Raw genomic sequence first — 22,519 nt, forward strand, 5'->3', positions numbered from 1 at the left:
ACGCAATGGAATCGGTCCCCACACAACGATAGCGTCCAGGGGAATCGGCGATGCTTGGAAGTGGCAGGGGGGTTGGCGCCAGGGAAATACCGTATCCAACGCGGGGACTCATCCTGCGTTTCGTGTTGCTGACCGGCATGGCCATCGGTCTGGTGGGCATTTCGGCCCTGATCCAGGAGCTGCAGGCTGCCTCCACGGCCTGGATCGTCGGCCAGAGCCATTGGTCGCGGGCGCAGCAGCACGCCTCGCTGGCACTGTCGCGTTACCTGGCCACCGCCGATCCGGGGGATCTGGCCGATGCCCGCACGGCGTTGGCGGTCCCCTTGGGCGATCTGCAGGCGCGGCATGCGCTGGAAGCGCCGGACGCGGACCTGGGAATGGCGCGGCGGGGCTTTCTGGCCGGCGACAACGCACTCGGGGACGTCAACCGGCTGATCGTATCGTTCCGCTACCTGGGGCACCTGGGGTACTTCCGTGACGCGGTCCGCCTGTGGCGCGCGACCGATGACGACCTGCTGCAACTGCGGGCGCTTGCCGACCAGGCGCAGGCCCTGCACGCCAGCGGCGGCATGACGCCGGCACTGCACGACGCGCTGCAGGCGCGGCTGCAGACGCTCGATGTCAGCCTGCGTACCAAGGCCCAGGCCTTCTCGGCCTCGCTGCTGCGCACGTCGGGCATCGTGCGCATGACCACCCTGGTGGTGGGCGGGTTGTCGGTGCTGATGATCACGCTGGTCGCGGTGATGCTGGCGCGGCGCGTGCGCAACGATCTGATCGAGCAGGAAAGCCGCTTCCGCGCGGCGTTCTACCAGGCCACCGTCGGCATGCTCAAGCTGGACATGGGCGGGCGCGTGATCGAAGCCAACCAGGCGATGGCCGACATCCTCGAGTACCGCCGTGATGCGCTGTTGCGCCTGTCACTGCAGGAACTGCTGGTGGAGGGCGAACTGGTCGTCGACGGGACCGGCGCGATCGACTGGATGCGCCAGCTGCGCCCGGCCGAACTGCGCTTCCGCCGCGCCGATGGCGGCCTGCTGTGGGGACGGTGGAGTGGCACGGTGGTACATACCCGCGGCCGTGAGCCAGCCGCGTTCGCCATCGTCGAAGATGTTTCGCAGAACCATGCGCTGGCGCGTGAGGTGGAGCACCATGCCAGCCACGATCCCCTGACCGGGCTGGTCAACCGGCGCGAGATCGAACGCCTGATCGAGCTGGCCCTGCTGGACGTCCGCGATCGCGGCGGTGTGCACGCGCTGTGCTACCTGGACCTGGACTATTTCAAGCTGGTCAACGATGGACTTGGCCATGCGGCCGGCGACCAGCTGCTGCGCAACTTCGCCGACTATCTGGTGGGGGCCGTGCGCGAAGGCGACTGGGTGGGGCGGCTGGGCGGCGACGAGTTCGCGGTGTTCCTCGCCGATGCCAACCAGGAAGAGGCCAAGCGCGTGCTGCAGCGGGTGACCCGCACCCTGGGCCAGGTCAGTTTCCAGCACGGCGAGGGGGCGCCGAAGGTAAGTTGCAGTATCGGCGTGGTCGAGATCACCGCTGAAGCGCAGGACGTCAACTGGTTGATGAGCGCGGCCGACAGCGCCTGCTACGCGGCCAAGGAAGCGGGCCGCAACCGGGTCCACTGCTTCAACGAAAGCCGCATGGCGCTGGACGAGCGCCGGCTGGAGGCCGAGCGGTTGTCCAGTGTCGCCAGCGCGATCGCCGAGAACCGCATGCTGCTGTACGCCCAGCGCATCGAACGGGTGGGCGACCCGGGCTTCCTGCATTACGAGGTACTGGTGCGCATGCGCAGCCCGGAAGGCGCGCTGCAGGGCCCGGGCGAATTCATGGGCGCTGTCGAGCGCTACGGCATGGCGATGGCGCTGGACCGGCACGTCCTCGGGCTGTTGTTCCGCCACCTGCAGGTATGCCCGTCGCATGTGAAGCTGCTTGGGTTGTGCAACGTCAACGTGTCGGCGCAATCCATCGCCGAGCCCAGTTTCCTGGCGTTCGTGACCGACCTTCTCGAGCGCAATCGCGGCCTGGCCAGCAAGTTGTGCTTCGAGATCACCGAGACCGCCGCGGTCAGCAACCTGGCCCAGGCGCGGATCTTCATCGACGCGGTCAAGGCACGCGGCTGCCGGATGGCGCTGGACGATTTCGGCTCGGGGCTGTCCTCGTTCGGTTACCTGCGGCAGTTGCCGGCGGACATGCTCAAGATCGACGGCATGTTCGTGCGCGACATGGAGTCCGATCCGATCAACCGCGCCGCCGTGCGTGCCATTACCGAAGTGGGGCGCGAGCTGCACATGACCGTGGTGGCCGAATGGGTGGAGTCGGCCGATGTGGCCCGCCAGCTGGCCGAACTGGGCGTGCAGGGCCTGCAGGGCTACGCGATCGAGCGGCCGATCCCGCTGGAGCGGATGACCCAGCAGGGGCTGTGGGCGATCCACCCGGGCGCGGCCTCCGACGGCGGGCATGGGCCGGCGTGAAGACGCCGACGGCCGCACTGGCGCACGCGGCTGCCGGTCATCACCGCCTCGGCGGCGGTTCTTGCGATAATCCGCGCCAGGGGCGATGCACGGTGTGTGCGTTGGCGTGAAGCACGGGCAGGACGTTGTTGTGACAGGCAGGCACGGCTGGTGCGGGGAACGGGTGGTGGCGATGCTGCTGCTGGTGGTACTGATGCTGTGCGCCTGGCCCGGCCGGGCCGATGTGCCGCGTGCCGGCGTGGACTACCTTCTGCTGGGCCAGGCCACGTCCGAGCCGACCCCGCAGCGTGCGTGCGCGCCGGGGGTACTGGCGCGCCACCAGGATGTGCTGTCGATTCCCGCGCCCGCGCAGGGCTGGTCGGGTGAGCCGCAGGCGGTGGATGTGTTCGGTGTGCTGTCCGGCGAGGTACGCATCAGCCACGGCCAGCGCCAGGTCTGCGGCAGCATGCACGACGCCCGCACCCGCGATTCGCGCTTCCGTGCCGGCGTCGGCATGGTGGTGGTACCCAAGGCCGGCGACCGCGAGCCGATCGTCGTGTCCTGGACCCGGCCCCTGAAAGAGCGCTGGGTGCCGACCCTCCAACTGGGCGCGCCCAGTCCGGTGCAGCAGAACGACACCGCGCGCCTGCTGGTGCGTGCGGCCTGCATTGCCGTGGCGATCGCGCTGGCATTGTCGGCGCTGATGGGCTTTGCCACCACGCGCGACCGCCTGTTCCTGGTCTATGTGGTGGTGTGCCTGGTGTTCGTGCTGTGGCAGGCGGTGCTCGGGGGGCTGAGCGGCTATCCCGAACCGTGGCTGCCGGTGCATGACCGCGCGTCCTGGTGGCTGGTGGGATTGACCGCATTCTCCCAAGCGCTGCTGCTGCCGATCCTGTGGCGCCTCAACGGTGGCGACCGGCGCTGGCCGGGATCGCGCGTCTGGCAGCACGCGGTGCTGTGGGGGCTGATCGTGGCCGGCTGCAGCGTGCCCTGGCTGGGCATGCCTGCCCTGGGAACGCTGGCACTGGCGCTGGAGACGCTGTTCCTGCTCGGCTGCGTGGTCTGCCTGGTCGCAGGCGTCTGGGCGCTGTGGCGCGGCGACATGCAGGCGCTGGCCGGGTTGGGTGCGCTGCTGCCGTGGTGGATCCTGATCGTGGCCGAGGCGGTCGGCGCGCGCTGGCTCATCGCCTACCGGATTGAAGCGCTGCAGGTGGCCACCACGTGGTTCCTGATGATGGCCGCGTTCGCGCTCAACCTGCGCCTGGGCCGGCTGCGCCAGCAGCGCGACGAGATGCGCCAGCTGGCCGACACCGACATGCTGACCGGGCTGCCCAACCGCCGCGCCGGGCTGCGCCTGCTGGCGGAGTACCTGGAACAGGCGCGGGCGCAGCCGCAGCCGCTGGCGATCGGCTTCCTCGACATCGACCTGTTCAAGGACATCAACGACCAGCACGGGCACGAAGTGGGGGACCAGGTGCTGGTCGCCGTGGCCCGCGCGTTGCGGACCTCGGTACGCAACCAGGCCGATGTGATCCGGATGGGCGGCGAGGAGTTCCTGGTGCTGCTGCCGGGTGCCGGCCGCGCCGCCGCGGCCGCGCGGCTGGAGGACCTGCGGCAGAAAGTGGCCGCGCTGACCCCGGGGCTCGGGGTGCCGGGCCTGAACGTGTCGGCCAGCATCGGCCTGGCGGTGCTGCGCGCCGACAGCGACGACCTGGCCGGCCTGCTGCGCCGTGCCGACCACGCCATGTACTGCGCCAAACGGGCCGGGCGCAACCAGGTGTTCGACGCGGAGGCCCTTGCCGGCCAGCCCGACCCGCAGGCGGCATGAGTCCGATGGCAGGCAAATCCGCAGTCGGACCCGGCTTTGCCGGATAATGGCCGGATGACCATCCGACTCAACAAGTACATCGCCGACACCGGCTTCTGTTCCCGGCGCGAAGCCGATCGCCTGCTCGGCGAACGCCGCGTCACCGTCAACGGCATGCCCGCCGGCACCGGCGCGGTGGTCGGGGAGGGCGACCAGGTGCTGGTCGACGGCCAGCCACTGCGCACCCGCGAGGCGAAGAAGGCCGGCGGCCGCCGCCACGTCTACATCGTCCTGAACAAGCCGGTGGGCATCACCTGCACCACCGAGACCGCGGTCAAGGGCAACATCGTGGACTTCGTGGGCCACGAACAGCGCATTTTCCCGATCGGCCGCCTGGACAAGGATTCCGAAGGCCTGATCCTGATGACCAGCAACGGCGACATCGTCAACCAGATCCTGCGCGCCGAGAACAACCACCAGAAAGAGTACCTGGTGGCGGTCAACAAGCCGGTCACCGACGAGTTCCTGCGTGGCATGGCCCGCGGCGTACGCATCCACGACCAGACCACGCTGCCGTGCCGGGCCAGCCGCATCGCCAAGTTCGGCTTCCGCATCGTGCTGCAGCAGGGCCTGAACCGGCAGATCCGCCTGATGGCCGCCGCGTTCGGCTACCGCGTCACCCAGCTGCGCCGCGTGCGCATCGACAACGTCAAGATCGGCGCGCTCAAGCCGGGCCAGTGGCGCAACCTCACCGATGCCGAACTGCGCGGGCTGTTGCCCAAGCAGTTGGATTGGTGAGGGGCCGCTGACACCGGCACCTGCGTTGATTGGCTAGACTGCGACCGACTCGCCGGGAGCCGACACATGATCAAACCGTCCAGACCGGACAATGAGGAACAGCGCCTGCAGGCGCTGTTGCGCTATCAAGTGCTGGACACCCCGGCCGAACGTTCTTTCGATGATCTGGTCACCATCGCCACCGCGCTCTGCGGTACGCGCATGGGGGCGGTCACGCTGGTGGACCGCGACCGCCAGTGGTTCAAGGCACGGCAGGCGTTGGACGTGCCGCAGACATCCCGTGACATCTCCTTCTGCGGCCACGCCATCCTGCAGCCGGACCAGGTGATGGTGGTGGAGGATGCCCTGGAAGATCCGCGCTTCTTCGACAACCCGGTGGTGGTCGACGATCCCCATATCCGCTTCTATGCCGGCGCGCCGCTGCTCAGTTTCGAGGGGCTGCCGATGGGCACGCTGTGCGTGTTCGATGCCGCGCCGGGCCGGTTGTCGCCCGAACGCATGCAGGCATTGAGCGCGTTGTCGCGCCAGGTCTCGCTGGTGATGGAACTGCGCCGCTACGCGCACGAGATCCAGCAGCACATGAGCGAACGGGCGTGGTACGAGCAGCGTCTGTCCGAGTACAACGCGCTGCTGGAACGGCAGAACGCAGACCTCGCCGAACAGAGCCGCACCGATGCGTTGACCGGCCTGCCCAACCGGCGCGCGATGGGCGCGTTCCTCGATGCGGCGCTGCACGATGCCAACGGTTCGCCGCGCGCGGTGTCGGTGGCGCTGCTGGATATCGATCACTTCAAGAACGTCAACGACCTCTACGGCCATGCCAGCGGCGACCACGTACTGGCCGAGCTGGGCCGCCTGCTGCGCGCCACCTTCGCCGGCGGCGGCATGGCCGCGCGCCACGGCGGTGAGGAGTTCGTGGTGGTCATGCCCGATACGCCATTGAGCGTGGCCGAAATGCAGTGCGAGTTCCTGCGCGTGGCGGCGGCCGATCTGCCGCTGGGCATACCGCTGACGGTCAGCATCGGCGTTGCGGCCCATCGTCACGGCGACACCGTTGAACAGACGCTGGCGCGTGCCGATGGCGCGCTGTACCGTGCCAAGCGCGAAGGCCGCAATCGCGTCGTGCCTGCCGAATAAGGATGTTCATGAACGTTGTTTCCGTGGGGTCGCTGCTGGCCCTTGCCCTGGCCACCGCGCTGCCCGTGCGTGCCGCCACACCGGTGTACCGCCAGTTCCAGGACTGGGTGGTGGCCTGCGACAACGTCGCGCGCTGCGTTGTCTCCGGCGCTGCCGACGCGTTGGATGGGCGCATCACCGTGCAGCGGGATGCGGGCCCGCAGGGCGCCATCGACGTGACCGTGGTGCTGCCGACGCGGGGCGGCAACGCGCCGCTGCTGCTCGACGGCAAGGCCGTGGCGCTGGCCGCACCGGGCTGGACGCGCACGCAGGACGGCGCGGACCGGGTGGTGCGCCGGACCCGCAGCCTGGCCAGTGCGCAGGCCTTCGTCGATGCGGTGCGCAATGGCCAGTCGCTGCGCTTCGGTGCCGGCGAGCGCGACGCGATACCGCTGGGCGGGCTGAGCGCTGCGCTGCTGCTGGTCGATGAGACGCAGGGCCGCCTCGGTGGCGTCAGCGCGCTGCTGCGACGCGGCGATGCGGCGGCCAGCAGGGTGCCGGCTGCCGCGGCGCTGCCGCGCGTGACGCTGGCCCCGCCGCCGCGCCGCGCCCTCGACGCAGCCACCCAGGCCCGCCTGATCGCCCAGGTGCGGCGCGGCCAGGCTGCCCTCATCCAGCGCGAAGACTGCAGCCAGCGTGGCGGCGACGACGCGTTCGACGAGGCTGCGGCGTTGGACGATACCCAGGCGCTGGTGCTGATCGAATGCCTGCGTGGCGCCTACCAGAGCTCCAGCCTGGTGTTCCGGGTGCCGGTGGCCGACCCGTCGCGCGCCACCCGTGTGACGCCGACCCTGCCGTTCACGCTGCCGGGTGTGCGCGCGCGCCTGGACATGCTCACATCGGCCGCGTTCGAGGACGGCGTGCTTACCCATTCCGGCCGTGGTCGCGGCATCGGCGATTGCGGCAGTGGCGCGCGTTGGGGCTGGACCGGTACCACCTTCGCACTGCTCGCCTACGAGCACATGGGCGCCTGCCGCGGCGACGATACGGCCGAATGGCCGGCGCTGTGGCGCACCGCCAACGCCCCCTGACGCCATCGGCACGGTCGCAGCGTCTGCGACCGTGCCCCACCACACTGCGCGCTCTCCCTGTCGTCAGGATGCGCCGTGCTGCAGACCCTCGCCATCTCGCACTACCGCTCGCTGCACGCGCTGGCGGTGCCGATGCAGCGCCTGAATCTGGTGACCGGCGACAACGGCAGCGGCAAGTCCAGCCTGTACCGTGCGCTGCGCCTGCTGGCCGAAACCGCGCAGGGCGGGGTGGCCGCCGCGCTGGCCCGTGAAGGGGGGCTTGGCTCGGCGCTGTGGGCCGGGCCGGAAGAAATCGATCGGCGCATGCACACCGGGGAGGTGCCGGTGCAGGGCACCGCGCGCCGCCATCCGGTGTCGCTGAAGCTGGGCTTTTCCGCCGAGGCGTTCGGTTATGCCATCGATCTCGGCCTGCCGGTGCCGGGCATGTCGATGTTCGACCGGGAACCCCAGATCAAGACCGAGTGCATCTGGGCGGGCCCGTTCCTGCGCAGTGCCAACGTGCTGGTCGAACGGCGTGGTGCGCGCGTGCGTCGCCGCGCCGGGCGCGGCTGGGACATGCTGGAGGAACCGCTGTCGGCGTTCGACAGTCTGTTCACCGAGCTGGCCGATCCGCAGCGCATGCCCGAGGTGATGCAGCTGCGCGACTACATCCGGCGCTGGCGCTTCCACGACCACTTCCGCACCGACCTGGCCGCGCCCGCGCGGCAGCCGTGCCTGGCGATCCGCACGCCGGTGCTGGCCAACGATGGCCATGATCTCGCGGCCGCCTGGCAGACCATCGTGGAAATCGGCGACGTCGACGGGCTGACCGGTGCGGTGGACGACGCCTTCCCGGGCGCGCAGGTGCGGATCGACGCGTACGACGGGCGCCTGTCGCTGGCGTTCCAGCAGCCCGGCCTGCTGCGCCCGCTGGCCGCCACCGAACTGTCCGACGGCACGCTGCGCTACCTGCTGTTGATCGCCGCGCTGTACACCCCGCGCCCGCCGCCGCTGCTGGTGCTCAACGAACCGGAAACCAGCCTGCACCCGGACCTGCTGCCCGCGCTGGCGCGCCTGATCATCGCCGCGAGCGCGCGCAGCCAGGTCTGGGTGGTCTCGCACGCGAGCCGCCTGATCGCCGCCTTGCAGGAAGCGCCCGCCTGCCATGCGATCCGGCTGCACAAGGAAATGAGCCAGACCCGCGTGCTGGGCCAGGGGCTGCTGGATGCACCGGCCTGGTACTGGCCGGCGCGGTGATCGCCGCCGCGGTCAGTCGGCGATGTTGCGGGCTTCGGCCGTGCCCAGGATCTCCGGATGCTCGACCCGCTTGCGGCGGTTCAGCAGCGGATGCAGGAACACGGCGCCGACGATGATCGCCACGCCGGCGTAGAACAGCGGCGTGAGTTCACGCTGTTCGCTCAGCAGCACCATCGCCAGCAGGATCGCGTAGACCGGTTCCAGGTTGGTCACCAGCTGCACGGTGTAGGCACTGAGATGGCGCAGCGCCACCAGCGCCAGCGCGAACGGCAGCAGCGTGCACAGGCCGGCCAGGGCCAGCAGCAGCATGCCGTCGTGCAGGTCGGGCACCACCCATAGCGGGCTGGCCAACGCCGGCAGCAGGAACGGCAGCAGCGGTGCCAGCAGCGTCAGCGTCACCGTGCCGGCACCCAGCTCGAGCGCGGTGACCGTCAGCGGATCGGCATGGCTGACCAGCCGCTTGTTGAGCGAACCGAACACCGCCACCAGCAAGGCCGACAACGCACCGATCAGCACGCCAAGGCGCATCCCGTGGGGCACGCCCCCGACCACCAGCGCCACGCCGGGCAGCACGGCGATGCCGAACGCCAGTTCGCGCAGCTGGAACGGGCGTTTGGCCACCCACGGCTCGATCACGGCGGTGAACACCGGGGCCAGCGCGATGCAGGTCGCCGCGACGGAGGCATTGGCCAGTTTCACCGCGCCGTAGAAGGTCAACCAATGCAGCGCGACCAGTGCGCCCACGCCGCAGTAGCCGGCGAACAGGGCAGGCGAGAGCTGGCGCAGGCCGCGCCAGACACGCGGCAGCAGCGCGAGCATGGCCACCACCAGCAGCATGCGCCACCACACCAGCGGCAGGGCGGGCAGGGTGATCAGTTTGCCGAGGATGGCAGTGACGCCCCACAACAGCACACAGAAGTGGATTTGCAGCAGGGCTTTGCGGGTATCGGTCATCGGCATCCGCGTATTGTGCGGGAAGCCGGCGGCCATCGCGATCCTGCTGCAGCATCCCGCCGCTGCATGGCATCCTGCGTCAATGGAGACCGCCCACGCCTTGCCCCCCGTTCTGGCCCCGACCGTGGCCGCGCGCGCCTGGGCCGCGCTCACCGGCCTGGTTGCCGTGGCCGCGCTGGCCCTGCAGTACGGCCTGCTGCTGCAGACCGTCGGTGCCGAGGCCGGGAACGGCCAGGCCACGCTGCGGCTGCTGGGCTACTTCACCATCCTCAGCAACATCGGCGTGGCGGCGGTGTGCCTGGCACGGCTGCGCGGCAGCCGGAGCGGCATGGCCGCGCCCGCTCCCAGCGCCGCAGTGGCGCTGTACATCGGCATCACCGGGCTGGTGTACGCGCTGGTGCTGCGCCCGCTCTGGCAGCCGCAGGGCTGGCAGTGGTGGGCCGACGCCGGCCTGCACACCGTGGTGCCGGTGCTGTATCTGCTGGGCTGGCTGGCCGGGCGTCACGTGGGCCTGCCCTGGCGCCAGCTGGGCGGCGCCCTGGTGTTCCCGGCGCTGTACCTGGGCTGGGCCCTGCTGGTCGGCCGCTGGAGCGGCCACTATCCCTATCCGTTCCTGGACCTGGGCGCGCTGGGCGCTGCGGTGGTCGCGCGCAACGCGGTGGTGGTGGCAGGGGCGTTCATCGCCGTCGGCGCGCTGCTGTGGCGGCTGGATGCCCGCCTGGCACGCCGGGCTCAGCTCGCGCCCACCCGCCGCAGCTGATCGCGCAGCGCCATCGCCGCACCGGGGTTGCGCTGCTTGGCCGCGCCGATGAACAACACATACACATCGCGGGAGGCAGCGGGCGGTGCCTCGGCGACCACATGCGGCAGGTCGGGGTTGTCCTCGCCACGCGCCCAGCGCATCGCGCGCAGGCACCACTGTTCCAGCGCACGTTCGGGGTAGCCGGCGCGCAGGTTGCCGCGGGCATGCATCAGCCGCGCATAGATGAAATCGGCGGTGGGGTCGGCGAAGCTGGGGTAGTCGGCCGAACCGCTGTACACCAGCGCGGCACCGTGCGCGCGGGCGGTGGCGATCAGGTCCGGCGTCCACGCCGCCGGATTGCGTACCTCCAGCGCATGCTGCAGGCGAACGCCGCCGGCCTCGCGCGGGAGGCGCTGCAGGAACGCGTCGAATGCCTCCGCGTCGGCCGGATGGCTGTCGCCGAACTGCCAGACCAGCGGGCCGAGCCGGTCGCCCAGCGTGGCGATGCCCTCGACGAAGGCATCCACGCGCGGGCCGACCGTGCCCAGGTCGTGGGTCTGGGTGATCGTGCGCGGGGCCTTGGCCGAGAAGCGGAAACCGGCCGGGGTCTGGTCACGCCACTGGGCGTACACCGCCGGTTTCTGCGCACGGTAGAAGGTGCTGTTGATTTCGATGCAGCCGAGCGCGCGGCTGGCATGCGCCAGCTCATCACGCTGGGGCAGGCCGGGCGGATAGAACATGCCGCCGCGCCAGGCCGGGAACACCCAGCCGCCGATGCCGGTGCGGATATGACCGGGCGCTGCGCTCATGCGCCTGCTGCGTGGGCCTGCCACGGATCGTAGCTGCCAAACCACCACAGGTAGCCTTCCGGATCGCGGCAGGCGTAGCCGCGGCCACCGTAGTCCTGGTCGGCAATGTCGATCACCAACTCCGCACCGGCCGCGACCGCGCGCGCGTAGTGCGCATCGGGGTCGGCCACGATCACGCAGGCGCTCTGGGTCTGGCGGCCGCCGACCTCGTCGGGCTGCACGCTGTGGCGGCCCCATGCGCTGCCGTTGTCCACCGAGCCCAGCATGATCATGCCGTGGCCGTAGACCAGCTGGGCGTGGTGGACGGTGTCGCCATCGGCATACACCGCCTGCGGCTCGAAGCCGAACGCGCGCTGCAGCCAGGCAATGGCCGCCCGGGCGTCGCGGTAGCGCAGGCACGGAATGATGGTGGAGACGGTGTTGGCTGGCGCGGTCATGCAGGGTCTCCGGGGCGGGCCGCCTTCTGGCACAGGCGAGCGTGAAGGGCGCCGCGTTACCATCGTGCGAAACCGGCGACGGGCATCCTGTGGATCTCAACGCCCCCGCGACACGCAACTGGAGACACTGATTGAACACATCCTGGATCGGAGGCGTCGTGCTGCTGGCGTGCGCACCCCTGGCATCGGCGGCCGTGCCGGCCGAACTGCAGCGGCTGGACGCCACGGTCGAGCGCGTCCGCAGTGAATTCGATGTGCCCGGCATCGCCGTGGCGGTGGTGAAGGACGGCAAGGTCGTCCTCGAACGCGGTTACGGCGTGCGCGAGCTGGGCAAGCCCGCACCGGTGCAGGCCGACACGCTGTTCGCGATCGCGTCCAACACCAAGGCGTTCACCGCCACCTCGCTGAACCTGCTGGCCGAGCAGGGCAAGCTGAAGATGGACGACCGGGTGATCGACCACCTGCCCGGCTTCCGCATGTCCGATCCGTACGTCACCGGCGAGATGCGCATCCGCGACCTGCTCTCGCACCGCAGCGGGCTGAGCCTGGGCGCCGGCGACCTGCTGTTCTGGCCAACCACCACCTATAGCAACCAGGAGGTCGTGCAGCGCCTGGCCAAGGTGCCGCTGAAGGCCGGCTTCCGTGATCGTTACGCCTACGACAACATCCTTTACGCCGTTGCCCAGCAGGTGATCGAGCAGGTGTCCGGGCAGTCCTACGCGGACTTCCTGCAGCAGCACATCTTCACGCCCGTCGGCATGGCCGGTACGCGCTACAACGCCGATCACCTGCAGCCGGGCGACAACGCGGCAGTGGGGCACGCCAAGTACGATTTCACCGCACTGCGCACCGTTGCGCCGCTGACCTGGTCCAACAACGCCGGCGCCGGTGGCATCTATTCCAGCGTGCATGACATGGCGCGCTGGATGAACGTGCAGCTGGCCCACGGCACGCTGGAGAACGGCACCGCGCTGTTCAGCGCCAAGACCCAGAACGCGATGTGGCAGATGATCACGCCGCAGGTGGTGCCCGAGCCGAGCGTGCCGCAGCTGGCGGCGGCACGGCCGAACTTCGCCGGGTATGGCGAAGGCTGGAGCCTGAGCGACTACCGCGGGCAGAAACTGGTGTGGCACACCGGCGGCTGGCCGGGCATGGTCTCGCGCGTGACGCTGGTGCCGGAGCAGAACCTGGGCATCGTGGTGCTCACCAACCAGGAGGTCGGCGCGGCCTTCAACGCGATCACGATGGACGTGCTCGACGCCTATCTGGCGGCACCGCAGACCGACTGGGTGGCTGCCTACGCCGCAGCGGTGGCCAAGGCCCAGGACAAGGCCGACGAGGGCTGGGCCAGGCACCAGGCCGCGCGCGACGCGAAGGCGCGCCCGTCGCTGCCGCTGGCCGGTTACGCCGGTGGCTACCGCGATCCCTGGTACGGCGATGTGTGGGTGGAGCAGAAGGGCCGCGCGCTGCGCCTGCGCTTTGGAAAGACCGCGCAGCTGGTCGGCACGATGGAGCCGTGGCAGCACGATACCTTCCTGGTGCGCTGGGACGACCGTTCGCTGAATGCCGATGCGTTCGTCACCTTCAGCCTGGACCCGGACGGCAAGGTGCGCGAGGTTCGCATGCAGGCGGCCTCGTCGCTGACCGATTTCAGTTTCGATTTCCAGGACCTGCTGCTGACGCCGATCGCCGCCGACACCAAGGGCTGAACCACGCGCACCGCGTGTGGCGCGGGTGAAAACAAAATGCAGGCCGCGGTGGGATAATCGCGGCCTGCTTCTTTTTGTGGGAAATGGAATGTTCCGCTGGTTCGAATCCCTGATCCCGGTGTTCCCGCCGATCGATGGCCGCATGCCACCGCGCAAGGTGCTGCCGTTCTACGTCCACTACCTGCGGCCGGTATGGCCGGTGCTGCTGGCCACGCTGATCGCCGGGCTGCTGCTGGCGCTGGTGGAAGTGGCGATGTTCGACTTCCTCGGCCGCATCGTGGACATGGTGGGCGAGCAGCCCGATCCGGGTTTCTTCGCCAGGCACGCCGACACGCTGCTGTGGATGGCCGGCATCACCCTGATCGCGCGCCCGATCCTGGTCGGCCTGCACAACCTGCTGGTCAACCAGGCGATCGTGCCGGGGCTGAGCAACCGCTCGCGCTGGCTGATGCACAACTACGTGGTGCGGCAGAGCCTGAGTTTCTTCCAGAACGATTTCGCCGGCAGCATGGCCAACCGCGTGATGCAGACCGGCACGTCGCTGCGCGAATCGGCGGTGCAGATGGTGGATTCGCTCTGGTACATCGTGGTCTACACCGGTACGGCGCTGTACCTGTTCGCGCAGGCCGACTGGCGGCTGATGATTCCGCTGGTGCTGTGGCTGGCCGCCTACGTGGCGATCATGTGGTACTTCGTGCCGCGTGCGAAGGAGCGCGCGTGGATCGCCTCTGAAGCGCGTTCCAAGGCGATGGGCCGCATCGTCGATGGTTACACCAACATTCCCACGCTCAAGCTGTTCGCCCACGGCGGCCGCGAGCAGGCGTACGTGGCGGAGGCGATCGATGAGCTGGCGGTCAAGCACCGCCGCCAGACCCGGATAACCACGTCGATGGACCTGACCATCGCCATCGTCAACGGCTTCCTGATCGCCGGTACCTGCGGGCTGGCGTTGTGGCTGTGGAACGGCGGGCACATCACCGTGGGCGCGATCACGCTGGCCACGGGTCTGGTGATCCGCATCCACAACATGTCCGGCTGGATCATGTGGACCATCAACGGCATCTTCGAAGACATCGGTACGGTGCAGGATGGCATCACCACCATCGCCCAGCCGCTGACCGTGCAGGACCGCCCCGACGCGGTCGCGCTGGAGGTCCACGAAGGCGGGGTGCATTTCGATGACATCCATTTCCACTACGGCAAGACCGGTGGCGTGATCGCCGGCCTCGACCTGGTCGTGGCACCGGGCGAGAAGATCGGCCTGGTGGGGCCATCCGGCGCGGGCAAGTCGACGCTGGTGAATGTGCTGCTGCGCCTGTATGACCTGGAAAGCGGGCACATCCGGATCGACGGCCAGGATATTGCCGGTGTCACCCAGGAAAGCCTGCGCCGGCAGATCGGCGTTGTCACGCAGGACACCTCGCTGCTGCACCGTTCGATCCGCGACAACCTGCTGTACGGGCGACCGGACGCGACCGAGGAGCAGCTGCGCGCGGCGGTAGCCAAGGCGCGCGCCGCCAGCTTCATCGACACGCTGCGCGACGGCGAGGGCCGTTCCGGTTACGACGCCCACGTGGGCGAGCGCGGGGTCAAGTTGTCCGGCGGCCAGCGCCAGCGCATCGCGATTGCGCGGGTGCTGCTCAAGGACGCGCCGATCCTGGTACTGGACGAAGCGACCTCCGCGTTGGATTCAGAAGTGGAGGCGGCCATCCAGGACAACCTGGACGAACTGATGGCCGGCAAGACGGTGATCGCCATCGCCCACCGGCTGTCCACCATCGCGCGCATGGACCGGCTGGTGGTCATGGACCAGGGCCGCATCGTGGAGACCGGCACGCACGCCGAACTGGTCGCCGCCGGTGGCCTGTACGCACGGCTGTGGGCCCGCCAGACCGGCGGGTTCGTCGCGGCGGACGCGTGATCCTGATCCTGGTGAAGAAGAGGCATGAAGCCAGTGCTGGCTGCCCTGGTTCCCGGCGGGTGGCCGGCGGAGATGGGCATGCGGGACACGCCGTGAATACGTCCATGTAGGCTCGTAGAAAACATCCATGTTTTCTACGGTCCCGCATACCCATCTCCGCCAGCCACTGACAGTGGCCCGGTGCGTCACCGACAGGCAACAGCGTCGGCACTCGTTGCGGGCCGCACACGTGAACCTATCGGAGGAGGGCCGTCAGCCCTGTCCGGGACCGTAGAAAACAGGGATGTTTTCTACGAGCCCCCAGGGATGGGTTCACGGCGTGTCCCGGACAGGGCTGACGTCCCTCCTCACACAGGACAAGCGAGGCGCTGCTCTGTGCTTCACAGAAGAAAACCGCAAAAACAAACGGCCCGATTCGCACCGGGCCGTTTGCCTTGCGTGCCGAACAGCGTCGGCAGTCGTTGCAGGCCGCACACATGAACCTATCGGAGGAGGGCCGTCAGCCCTGTCCGGGACCGTAGAAAACATGGATGTTTTCTACGAGCCCCCAGGGATGGGTTCACGGCGTGTCCCGGACAGGGCTGACGGTCCTCCTCACGCATGAACAAGCGAGGCGCTGCTCTGCTTCACAGAAGAACAACCGCAACCACAAACGGCCCGGTTCGCACCGGGCCGTTTGCCTTGCGTGCCGAACAGCGTCGGCAGTCGTTGCAGTCATTGCAGGCCGCACACATGAACCTATCGGAGGAGGGTCGTCAGCCCTGTCCGGGACCGTAGAAAACAGGGATGTTTTCTACGAGCCCCCAGGGATGGGTTCACGGCGTGTCCCGGATAGGGCTGACGGCCCTCCTCACACGGGAACAGAGAAGACGCTGCTCTGCTTCACAGAAGAAAACCGCAAACACAAACGGCCCGGTTCGCACCGGGCCGTTTGGCTTGCGTGCCGACCAGCGGCCGGCACCCACAGATCACGCTGTAGACCGGTTACTCGATCGGCTGGTCCAGCATCAGCTGGCGCGCGAAGCGCACCGGCGGGGCGCCGTAGGACAGCATCTGGTCGTGGTAGGCCTTCAGATTGAACTTCGCGCCCTGCTTCTCCTGCACTGCCTTGCGGGTGTCGAAGTGTTCCTGCGCACCCACGAAGTACGTGGGCAGCTGTGCCGATGTGAGCTGCGCGCGCACCCACTTGCCCGAGGCTTCGCTTTCCTGCTGGAACGCGTCGTGAGTCATCAGCTGCATCGCCTGCTCACGCGACCAGTTGTCCACGTGCACGCCCTGGTCGAGGATCGCGTTCGAGATCGTGCGCAGGTAGAACTTCAGCTGCACCAGATGGAACAGCGGGTCGTTGTCCAGGTAGCCCTGCTCCTGCATCATCCGCTCGGTGTAGACCGCCCAGCCTTCGGCGAACAGGCCCGAACGCAGCACCGCACGCAGGGTCGAGGGGAACTTGCCCGAGTGCCAGCCTTCCAGATAGTGGCCGGGCGTGCCTTCGTGGATGCTCAGCAGGTGGATCATGCGGCTGTTGTACTCGCGCAGGAACGAGTCCACCTGCTTGTCGCTCCAGTCGTCCGGAATCGGCGAGACCGCGTAGAACGTCTTCAGGTTCTTGTCCAACGGACCCGGCGAGTCGCAGTAGGCCACTGCCACGCCGCGCTGGAATTCCGGCATCAGAATGATGTCCACCGGCGAATCGGGCAGGGTCATCAGGTCGTGCTTGCGCACGAACTCCGTGGACTGCGCCAGCGCGGCCTTGGCATCGTCGACCACCTTGTCGCGCGCCGGCTTGTCGGCGTAGGCCAGTTCCAGCGCCGCCTCGATCGCCGCCTGCTGCTGCGCGTCGCTCGGGTTGGCCGGCAGCGCCGGCGCGCCGGGCTTGTCCTTGAGCACGGTCTGCGCGATGCCGTACATGTCCTGGCGCACGCGCTTGAGCTCGGCCCGCGCGCGCTCACCGATCTCCGCGCGCGACAGCGACGAATTCAGCGCGAACTTCAGCTTCTGGTCGTACAGATCCGCACCGATGCGGAAGTCGCCCTTGGCGTTGGGCACCAACGTCGTGTCCAGCCAGGTCTGCTGCTCGTCCACCGCCTTCTTCAGGCCGTCGATGGCGGCCTGCAGGCGCTTCTGGTCCTCGGCGGGCAGCTCGCCCATGTGCGGCACGATGAACGAATCGACGATGCTGAGGATGCCGCGGTTCTGCTTGGCGACGGTCTCGGCGTGGATCTTCGGCACGCGGGCCGCGTCGAGGTTCTCACGCGCCTGGGCGAAGATCGCCGGCAGCTTTTCCATGCGCGCAGTGGCCGACTTCAACCGCTCCGGCAGCGGCGCGAACTCGCGCGCCATCAGACTGTAGATCGCGCTGCCGGCCAGGCCGTTGTAGATCTGCGGGTCCCACTTGGACGACTGCAGCACCTCGGCGTTCCAGATGTCCGATTGCAGCTGGTTGCGCAGAATCGCCGCATCCACCTGGTTCTCGCGCGACAGCCTGCTCACGTCGATGCGGTCCAGATCGGCGACCAGGCCCTTGTAGGCGGTCAGCATCTTCTGCTGGCCGGCGGCGCTCAGATCGTCGATCTCGCTGTCATAGCGGTGGTCACCGATCTGCGTGGCGCTGATCGGCGACAGCTGCATCCACGTGTCGAGCGCGCGCTTGGACAGGTCGGCGAAGGCGGTATCGACAGCGGCGTCGCTGGTGCTGGCCGCAGCGGCCGGGGCGTCGGTTGCGGCAGGCGGAGCGTCGGCCTGCTGGCAGCCGCCGAGGGCGGCGACCAGGGCGAGGGCAAGGAGATGCTGGCGCATCGTGGATCCTGTACTGGGGACAATCCCCGAGGATAGGCCCGCCGGGGGGCTTTGTCCCCGTGCCATTGGATTACCATGACGCTTTCCGGTCGGGAGAGGTGCCATGCAATACGAAGGAAGCTGCCATTGCGGGCAGATTGCGTTCGTGGTCGAGGCCGCCGACCCCATTGCCGAGGTACTGGACTGCAACTGCTCGCTGTGCCGCCGCCGGGGAGGGCTGCTGTGGTTCGCCCCCCGCGCTGCGCTCACCCTGCGCACCGACCCGGCGCAGGTGGCTACCTACCAGTTCAACCGACAGCACCTGGAGCACCACCACTGCCGCACCTGCGGCACCGCCCCGTTCAGCGAGGGTGTGGACCCACGCAGTGGCCAGGCGATGGTGGCGGTGAATGTACGTTGCCTGCCCGGGGTCGACCTCGACGGGCTCACGATCACGCGATTCGATGGAGCAAGCCAGTAATGAAACGGATGATGTGGCACCTTGCCGGTGCCCTTGCAGGGACGCTGCTGCTGGCTGCAACCGGGTGCAGCAAGACCGGCACGGCCGCCCCCGATGGCGGTGGCGCCGGCGCGGTGGCGTCGCCTGAGGGCGCCGCGCTGGCCTACGAGCATGACCTGGACATCCGCCTGGATGCCGGACAGATCGGCCCGCGCGTCAAGCAGATCGCCGACGCCTGCCAGTCTGCGCGCTTCGGCGACTGCGCGGTGCTGCAGGTGGGCCAGCAGGGCGGCGAGTACCCGACCGGCTCGATCCGCGTGCGCATCGCACCCAAGGGCGTGGAGCCGATCATCGGCCTGGCCGGGCAGGGCGCTGAGGTCTCCTCGCGCAACACCCATGCCGAGGACCTGGCCCAGCAGGTGGCCGATACGGCGCTGACCAAGGCCCGGCTGGAGAAGGAACACGCGCGCCTGCTCGCCTACCAGGACAGCAAAACCATCACCACGGCCGATCTGCTGGTGGTGAGCCAGCGGCTGGCGGAGATCGAAGCCGGCGTCGAGCAGGCCAACAAGGATGCCGCGCAGCAGCGCCGCCGGATCGACACCCAGCTGGTCACGATGCAGTTCCATACGCCGTCAGGGCAGCGCAGCCGCAGCGAAATTGGCGAGGCGCTGCGCGAGTCCGGTGCGATCCTCACCTCCAGCGTCGCATTCGTCATCCGCGCGATGGCCGCGCTGCTGCCGGTGGCCGTGGTGCTGTGGGTGTTCGGATGGATCGGCGTGAAGCTGTGGCGTCGCCGTCAGCGCCGCCTGCAGGCAAAGCACTGAGCGAACCACGACGGTGCCGGCGTGAGCCGGCACCGCGCGCAGATCAGCCTTCGTCGTGCTCGTACTCGACGAACACGTCCAGTTCCAGCGCAAGCTCCTGCACCGCATCGCGCACGCGCTGGGCGGTGTAGTCGTTGCCGACCTCCACTTCCAGTTCGTGGATGCCCGGACCGACGTCATCGGACAGACCGGCCGAGCTGGAATCGTCGTCGTCCATGTGCGGCATCAGGTCGTCGGTTTCTTCCACATGTTCGATTCCCTCGATGCTCTGCAGCAGGTCGGTGATGGCACGCGCATCGTCTTCGCTGCCGGTGATTCGGAGTCGCAACAGGGCCATGAGTGCGCCTTGGGGGAAAGGGATCCTCAGCCTAGCCGCGCAGCGGACAAGAACGGGTGACGACCGGCGACGCTAGCGACCGTCCGCCGGCAGCCCCAGCAGTTCGTCCGGCAGCGCCGGCACCGGTGTGCGTTCGTCCTGCGCCTCGCGCCGCAGCCAGTCCATGAACGCGAGCGCGGTGGGACTGAGCGGGCGGTGTTCGGCATGGACCACGTAGTAGGCATAGCGCGCTTTCAGCGCCGGGCCGGGCAGCCGCACCAGTTCGTAACGCTGCAGGTACGGCTGGGCGATGTGCTTGCGCGCCAGCACCGCGCCGATCCCGTAGACCGCCGCGCGCATGGCGTCGGTGCTGTCGCTGAAGGTATGCAGCGCCGGCAGCTCCAGCCCGCGCACGCCGGCGGCACGGAACCAGTCGCGCCAGCCCTGCGGCGACATGTCGCTGATCAACGGCAGGCGGGCGATCTGCGCCGGCTCGCGCAGCGCGGCCACCCCGGCCAGCGCGGGCGAGGCGACCGGGCACAGCTCGTCGTCCATCAGATGGTGCGCGCGCAGTCCTGGCCACTGGCCCAGCCCGTAGCGGATGCCCAGCTCCGGCCCGTTTTCATCGAACCGCACCAGCTCGGTGCTGGTCTGCAGCTCGATGCGCATGCGCGGGTGCTGGAGCGTGAAGCGCGGCAGGCGTGGCACCAGCCAGCAGTACGACAGCGAGCGGATGGTGGTGATGCGCAGCGGCACGGTGTCCGCCTGCGGGTGCAGGTTGCCGGCCACCGCATTGAGATCGCTCAGCGCGGCTGCGGCGGCATCGGCCAGTTGCCGTCCTTCCACCGTGAGCCGTACCCCGCGTGCGTGGCGCTGGAACAGCACCGTCCCGAGCAGGTCTTCCAGCTTGCGGACGTGGTGGCTCACCGCGCTGGCGGTGAGATGCAGCTCCTGGGCGGCGTGCGCGAAATTCTGGTGACGCGCGGCAACCGCGAACACCCCCAGCGCAGGCAGCAGGGCAGGCCGAAGAATCATGGTCGAGACCCAAATCAGATTTGTGGCTTGCCCGGATACTACGCGCTTGTGGGCCTGTCCCGGTAGGCGGATGCTGTGCCCCTGTCCCCCGGAGCCGATCCCATGTTGCCGTCCGCGAACGCCTGCCAGCCGCGCATCTGCCTGTTGTCCGGGGTGCGGCCATGAGCGGCGCACCGCTCGCTGCGGCCCCGGCCGAACGCGACTGGCGCACGCCGCTGGAGCTGACCGTGCTCGGCGCGATCTGGGGCTGCTCGTTCCTGTTCATGCGGGTGGCCGTGCCGTCCTTCGGCCCCTACGCCCTGGTCGAGGTGCGGCTGCTGCTCGGCGCGCTCGTGCTGCTGCCGTTCCTGTGGCAGGCCCGCGCGCAGTTCCCGGCCCGGCGCTGGCTGTGGCTGGCACCGATCGGCCTGATCAACTCGGCGATCCCGTTCGTGCTGTTCGCCTGGGCCGCACAACGGGCGCCGGCCGCGATCGGCGCGATCTGCAACGCGATGACGGTCCTGTTCGCGGCGCTGATCGCCTTCCTGTTCTTCGGCGAGAAGATCGGCATGCGGCGCGCCATCGCCCTGCTGGTCGGCTTCGCCGGCGTGGTGGTGCTGGCCACCGCCAAGGTGTCCGGGCTGAGCATCGGCGCGGCCGTGGTGGCCGGCGCCCTGGCCGCGCTGCTGTACGGCCTGGGCGTGAACCTGGTCAAGCGCCACATGACCGGCCTGCCGCCGGCGGCCTCGGCCGGTGCCACGCTGGGCTGCGCGGCGATCCTGCTGCTGCCGATGGCACTCACCCATTGGCCCACCGCCCCGATTCCGGTGCTCGCCTGGGCCTGCGCCATCGCCCTGGGCGTGGTCTGCACCGGCCTGGCCTTCCTGATGTTCTACCGCCTCATCGCACGCATCGGCCCGGCCCGCGCGTCCACGGTGACCTACCTCGTGCCGATGTTCGGCGCGCTGTTTGCGTGGCTGTTCCTCGGCGAGCCGGTGACCTGGGCGATGGTCGTCGCCGGCGCCCTGATCCTCGGCAGCGTGGCGGCCTCGCAGAAGCGATAGGCGCCGCCGGCGTTACCGCACCGGCACCGGAATATTGCACAGGTCGATATGCCCGGCCGGGCGCTTGTAGAAGTCGTCCACCCGGTTGCGGCGCGCCTCCACCGTATCGGCGAAGGTTTTCGAATCGGTGCGCAGCACCTGCAGCGCCGGCCGTTCCGCCGCCGGCACATCACTGGCGCGCTGGATCGAGCGGATCGGTGTGCGCTGCGCGGCATCGGCGTAGAACCCCATCGGCGCCGGCCCACGCGGCAGTGCGCTGAGCAGTTCCATGCCCTGCAGTACGCGGCCCACCAGCGTGATGTTGCGGTCCAGCTGGCGCGGCGACTGCCCGGTCACCACGTACAGTTCCGCCCCGATGCTGCTGTCTTCCTCGTTGCTGCGCCCGGCACCCAGCGCGCCATAGCAGTGCGCCAGCCAGGTCTTGCCGTCCTGCGCGTCCTGGCCCACGGCGAAACCATCGACGAAACCGGTGCGGTCGGCCCAGCCATCGCGATCCGGCAGCACCGCCACCTTCAGGCCCGTGCTGTCGCGCTGGAACTCGGCCGGCAGTTTGCGCTTGGCCGAACCCAGTGGCTTGGCCTTGGCCGCATCGTCGGCATCGGCATCGCCGAACTGCACCACGAAATTGTCCTGTGCCCGGTAGATGCTCTCGCCGTCCCAGAAGTGCTCATGGGCCAGGGTCTGGATGTTGGCCACATGCGCCGGCGCGAAGTCCGGGGCCAGCTCGATGATGACCCGGCCGCTGTCCAGGTTCATGTACAGCAGGTTGGCCGGGTCCGGCGTGCGCCAGTCGCTGTCCGGCGAGGCCGCCAGGATCTGCTGCGGGCTGCGGTAAGGCGTTGCGGCCGAGACGAGGGAGGGCAGCACACAGGCCAGGGCGAGGGCGAGCAGGGCAGGACGACGTAGCGACATGGCGGACCCGTTCAGGATGTATCCGCCGATTGTGCGCGAAGCGTGGCTGCCGCCGCCAGCACGGACCCTGAC

19 protein-coding genes are annotated in these 22,519 nt (G+C 69.0%); 12 read left to right on the forward strand and 7 right to left on the reverse strand.

Going from position 1 to position 22,519, the window contains the following annotated elements; translation table 11 throughout:
- The first annotated feature begins 50 nt into the window (after nt 1–50).
- The 6 genes from ACLB90_RS16090 to ACLB90_RS16115 all read left to right on the forward strand — a co-directional run bounded on the left by ACLB90_RS16090 (nt 51) and on the right by ACLB90_RS16115 (nt 8,507).
- A complete protein-coding gene (locus tag ACLB90_RS16090; RefSeq protein WP_411850406.1) occupies nt 51–2,480 on the forward strand; it encodes a putative bifunctional diguanylate cyclase/phosphodiesterase in 2,430 nt (809 codons plus the stop codon).
- Between the two features lie 172 nt (nt 2,481–2,652).
- Entirely contained in the window at nt 2,653–4,287 is a 1,635-nt protein-coding gene (locus tag ACLB90_RS16095; protein WP_411852777.1) for a GGDEF domain-containing protein, read from the forward strand.
- Nucleotides 4,288–4,341: 54 nt separating this feature from the next.
- The gene (locus tag ACLB90_RS16100; RefSeq protein ID WP_411850407.1) at nt 4,342–5,064 is read left to right on the forward strand and encodes a pseudouridine synthase; all 723 of its coding nucleotides are present in this window, start codon (nt 4,342–4,344) and stop codon (nt 5,062–5,064) included.
- A gap of 66 nt (nt 5,065–5,130) precedes the next feature.
- Nucleotides 5,131–6,201: a GGDEF domain-containing protein gene (locus tag ACLB90_RS16105; RefSeq protein WP_411850408.1), complete on the forward strand. Its 1,071-nt coding sequence runs from the start codon at nt 5,131–5,133 to the stop codon at nt 6,199–6,201.
- An 8-nt stretch (nt 6,202–6,209) separates the two neighbouring features.
- Nucleotides 6,210–7,271: a DUF1176 domain-containing protein gene (locus ACLB90_RS16110; RefSeq protein ID WP_411850409.1), complete on the forward strand. Its 1,062-nt coding sequence runs from the start codon at nt 6,210–6,212 to the stop codon at nt 7,269–7,271.
- A gap of 75 nt (nt 7,272–7,346) precedes the next feature.
- Nucleotides 7,347–8,507, forward strand: a complete 1,161-nt coding sequence (locus tag ACLB90_RS16115; protein WP_411850410.1) for an AAA family ATPase — start codon at nt 7,347–7,349, stop codon at nt 8,505–8,507.
- A 12-nt stretch (nt 8,508–8,519) separates the two neighbouring features.
- On the opposite strand, the gene ACLB90_RS16120 is transcribed toward ACLB90_RS16115, so the two are convergent.
- Nucleotides 8,520–9,467 (reverse strand): DMT family transporter, encoded by a 948-nt coding sequence (locus ACLB90_RS16120; protein ID WP_411852778.1) that lies wholly within the window; start codon nt 9,465–9,467, stop codon nt 8,520–8,522.
- A 94-nt stretch (nt 9,468–9,561) separates the two neighbouring features.
- Here ACLB90_RS16120 and ACLB90_RS16125 point away from each other — a divergent pair, with 94 nt between their 5' ends.
- Entirely contained in the window at nt 9,562–10,221 is a 660-nt protein-coding gene (locus tag ACLB90_RS16125; RefSeq protein ID WP_411850411.1) for a Pr6Pr family membrane protein, read from the forward strand.
- Here the strand turns inward: ACLB90_RS16125 and ACLB90_RS16130 are convergent.
- Both ACLB90_RS16130 and ACLB90_RS16135 read right to left on the reverse strand, forming a co-directional pair.
- A complete protein-coding gene (locus ACLB90_RS16130; protein WP_411850412.1) occupies nt 10,194–11,012 on the reverse strand; it encodes a DUF72 domain-containing protein in 819 nt (272 codons plus the stop codon). The genes ACLB90_RS16125 and ACLB90_RS16130 overlap by 28 nt on opposite strands.
- Nucleotides 11,009–11,449 (reverse strand): VOC family protein, encoded by a 441-nt coding sequence (locus ACLB90_RS16135; protein ID WP_411850413.1) that lies wholly within the window; start codon nt 11,447–11,449, stop codon nt 11,009–11,011. The genes ACLB90_RS16130 and ACLB90_RS16135 overlap by 4 nt, the downstream gene beginning before the upstream one ends.
- A 131-nt stretch (nt 11,450–11,580) precedes the next feature.
- Here ACLB90_RS16135 and ACLB90_RS16140 point away from each other — a divergent pair, with 131 nt between their 5' ends.
- Together ACLB90_RS16140 and smrA are read left to right on the forward strand one after the other, a co-directional pair.
- A complete protein-coding gene (locus ACLB90_RS16140) occupies nt 11,581–13,158 on the forward strand; it encodes a serine hydrolase (RefSeq protein ID WP_411850414.1) in 1,578 nt (525 codons plus the stop codon).
- Nucleotides 13,159–13,246: 88 nt separating this feature from the next.
- Nucleotides 13,247–15,079 carry a multidrug efflux ABC transporter SmrA gene (smrA, locus tag ACLB90_RS16145; RefSeq protein WP_411850415.1) on the forward strand — a complete coding sequence of 611 codons (1,833 nt, stop codon included), beginning with the start codon at nt 13,247–13,249 and terminating at the stop codon, nt 15,077–15,079.
- A 984-nt stretch (nt 15,080–16,063) separates the two neighbouring features.
- Here the strand turns inward: smrA and ACLB90_RS16150 are convergent.
- Entirely contained in the window at nt 16,064–17,875 is a 1,812-nt protein-coding gene (locus tag ACLB90_RS16150) for a DUF885 domain-containing protein (protein WP_411850416.1), read from the reverse strand.
- 103 nt (nt 17,876–17,978) lie between these two features.
- Here ACLB90_RS16150 and ACLB90_RS16155 point away from each other — a divergent pair, with 103 nt between their 5' ends.
- On the forward strand, nt 17,979–18,335 hold the full coding sequence (locus ACLB90_RS16155) for a GFA family protein (protein ID WP_411850417.1): 357 nt from the start codon (nt 17,979–17,981) through the stop codon (nt 18,333–18,335).
- Nucleotides 18,335–19,141, forward strand: coding sequence for a DUF4349 domain-containing protein (locus ACLB90_RS16160; protein WP_411850418.1), 807 nt, complete (start codon nt 18,335–18,337; stop codon nt 19,139–19,141). Before ACLB90_RS16155 ends, ACLB90_RS16160 begins: the two co-directional genes overlap by 1 nt.
- Before the next feature lie 43 nt (nt 19,142–19,184).
- On the opposite strand, the gene ACLB90_RS16165 is transcribed toward ACLB90_RS16160, so the two are convergent.
- Both ACLB90_RS16165 and ACLB90_RS16170 read right to left on the reverse strand, forming a co-directional pair.
- Nucleotides 19,185–19,478, reverse strand: coding sequence for a hypothetical protein (locus ACLB90_RS16165; RefSeq protein WP_411850419.1), 294 nt, complete (start codon nt 19,476–19,478; stop codon nt 19,185–19,187).
- A 72-nt stretch (nt 19,479–19,550) separates the two neighbouring features.
- Nucleotides 19,551–20,492 carry a LysR substrate-binding domain-containing protein gene (locus ACLB90_RS16170; protein ID WP_411850420.1) on the reverse strand — a complete coding sequence of 314 codons (942 nt, stop codon included), beginning with the start codon at nt 20,490–20,492 and terminating at the stop codon, nt 19,551–19,553.
- Nucleotides 20,493–20,653: 161 nt separating this feature from the next.
- On the opposite strand from ACLB90_RS16170, the gene ACLB90_RS16175 reads away from it, so the two are divergent.
- Nucleotides 20,654–21,535: a DMT family transporter gene (locus tag ACLB90_RS16175; protein ID WP_411850421.1), complete on the forward strand. Its 882-nt coding sequence runs from the start codon at nt 20,654–20,656 to the stop codon at nt 21,533–21,535.
- A 12-nt stretch (nt 21,536–21,547) separates the two neighbouring features.
- On the opposite strand, the gene ACLB90_RS16180 is transcribed toward ACLB90_RS16175, so the two are convergent.
- Nucleotides 21,548–22,447 carry a peptidylprolyl isomerase gene (locus tag ACLB90_RS16180; protein ID WP_411850422.1) on the reverse strand — a complete coding sequence of 300 codons (900 nt, stop codon included), beginning with the start codon at nt 22,445–22,447 and terminating at the stop codon, nt 21,548–21,550.
- Between the last annotated feature and the right edge of the window lie 72 nt (nt 22,448–22,519).

Origin of the sequence: Stenotrophomonas sp. LGBM10 (assembly GCF_046736075.1) — a bacterium.
In the GTDB taxonomy this organism is placed as follows: Bacteria; Pseudomonadota; Gammaproteobacteria; order Xanthomonadales; family Xanthomonadaceae; genus Stenotrophomonas.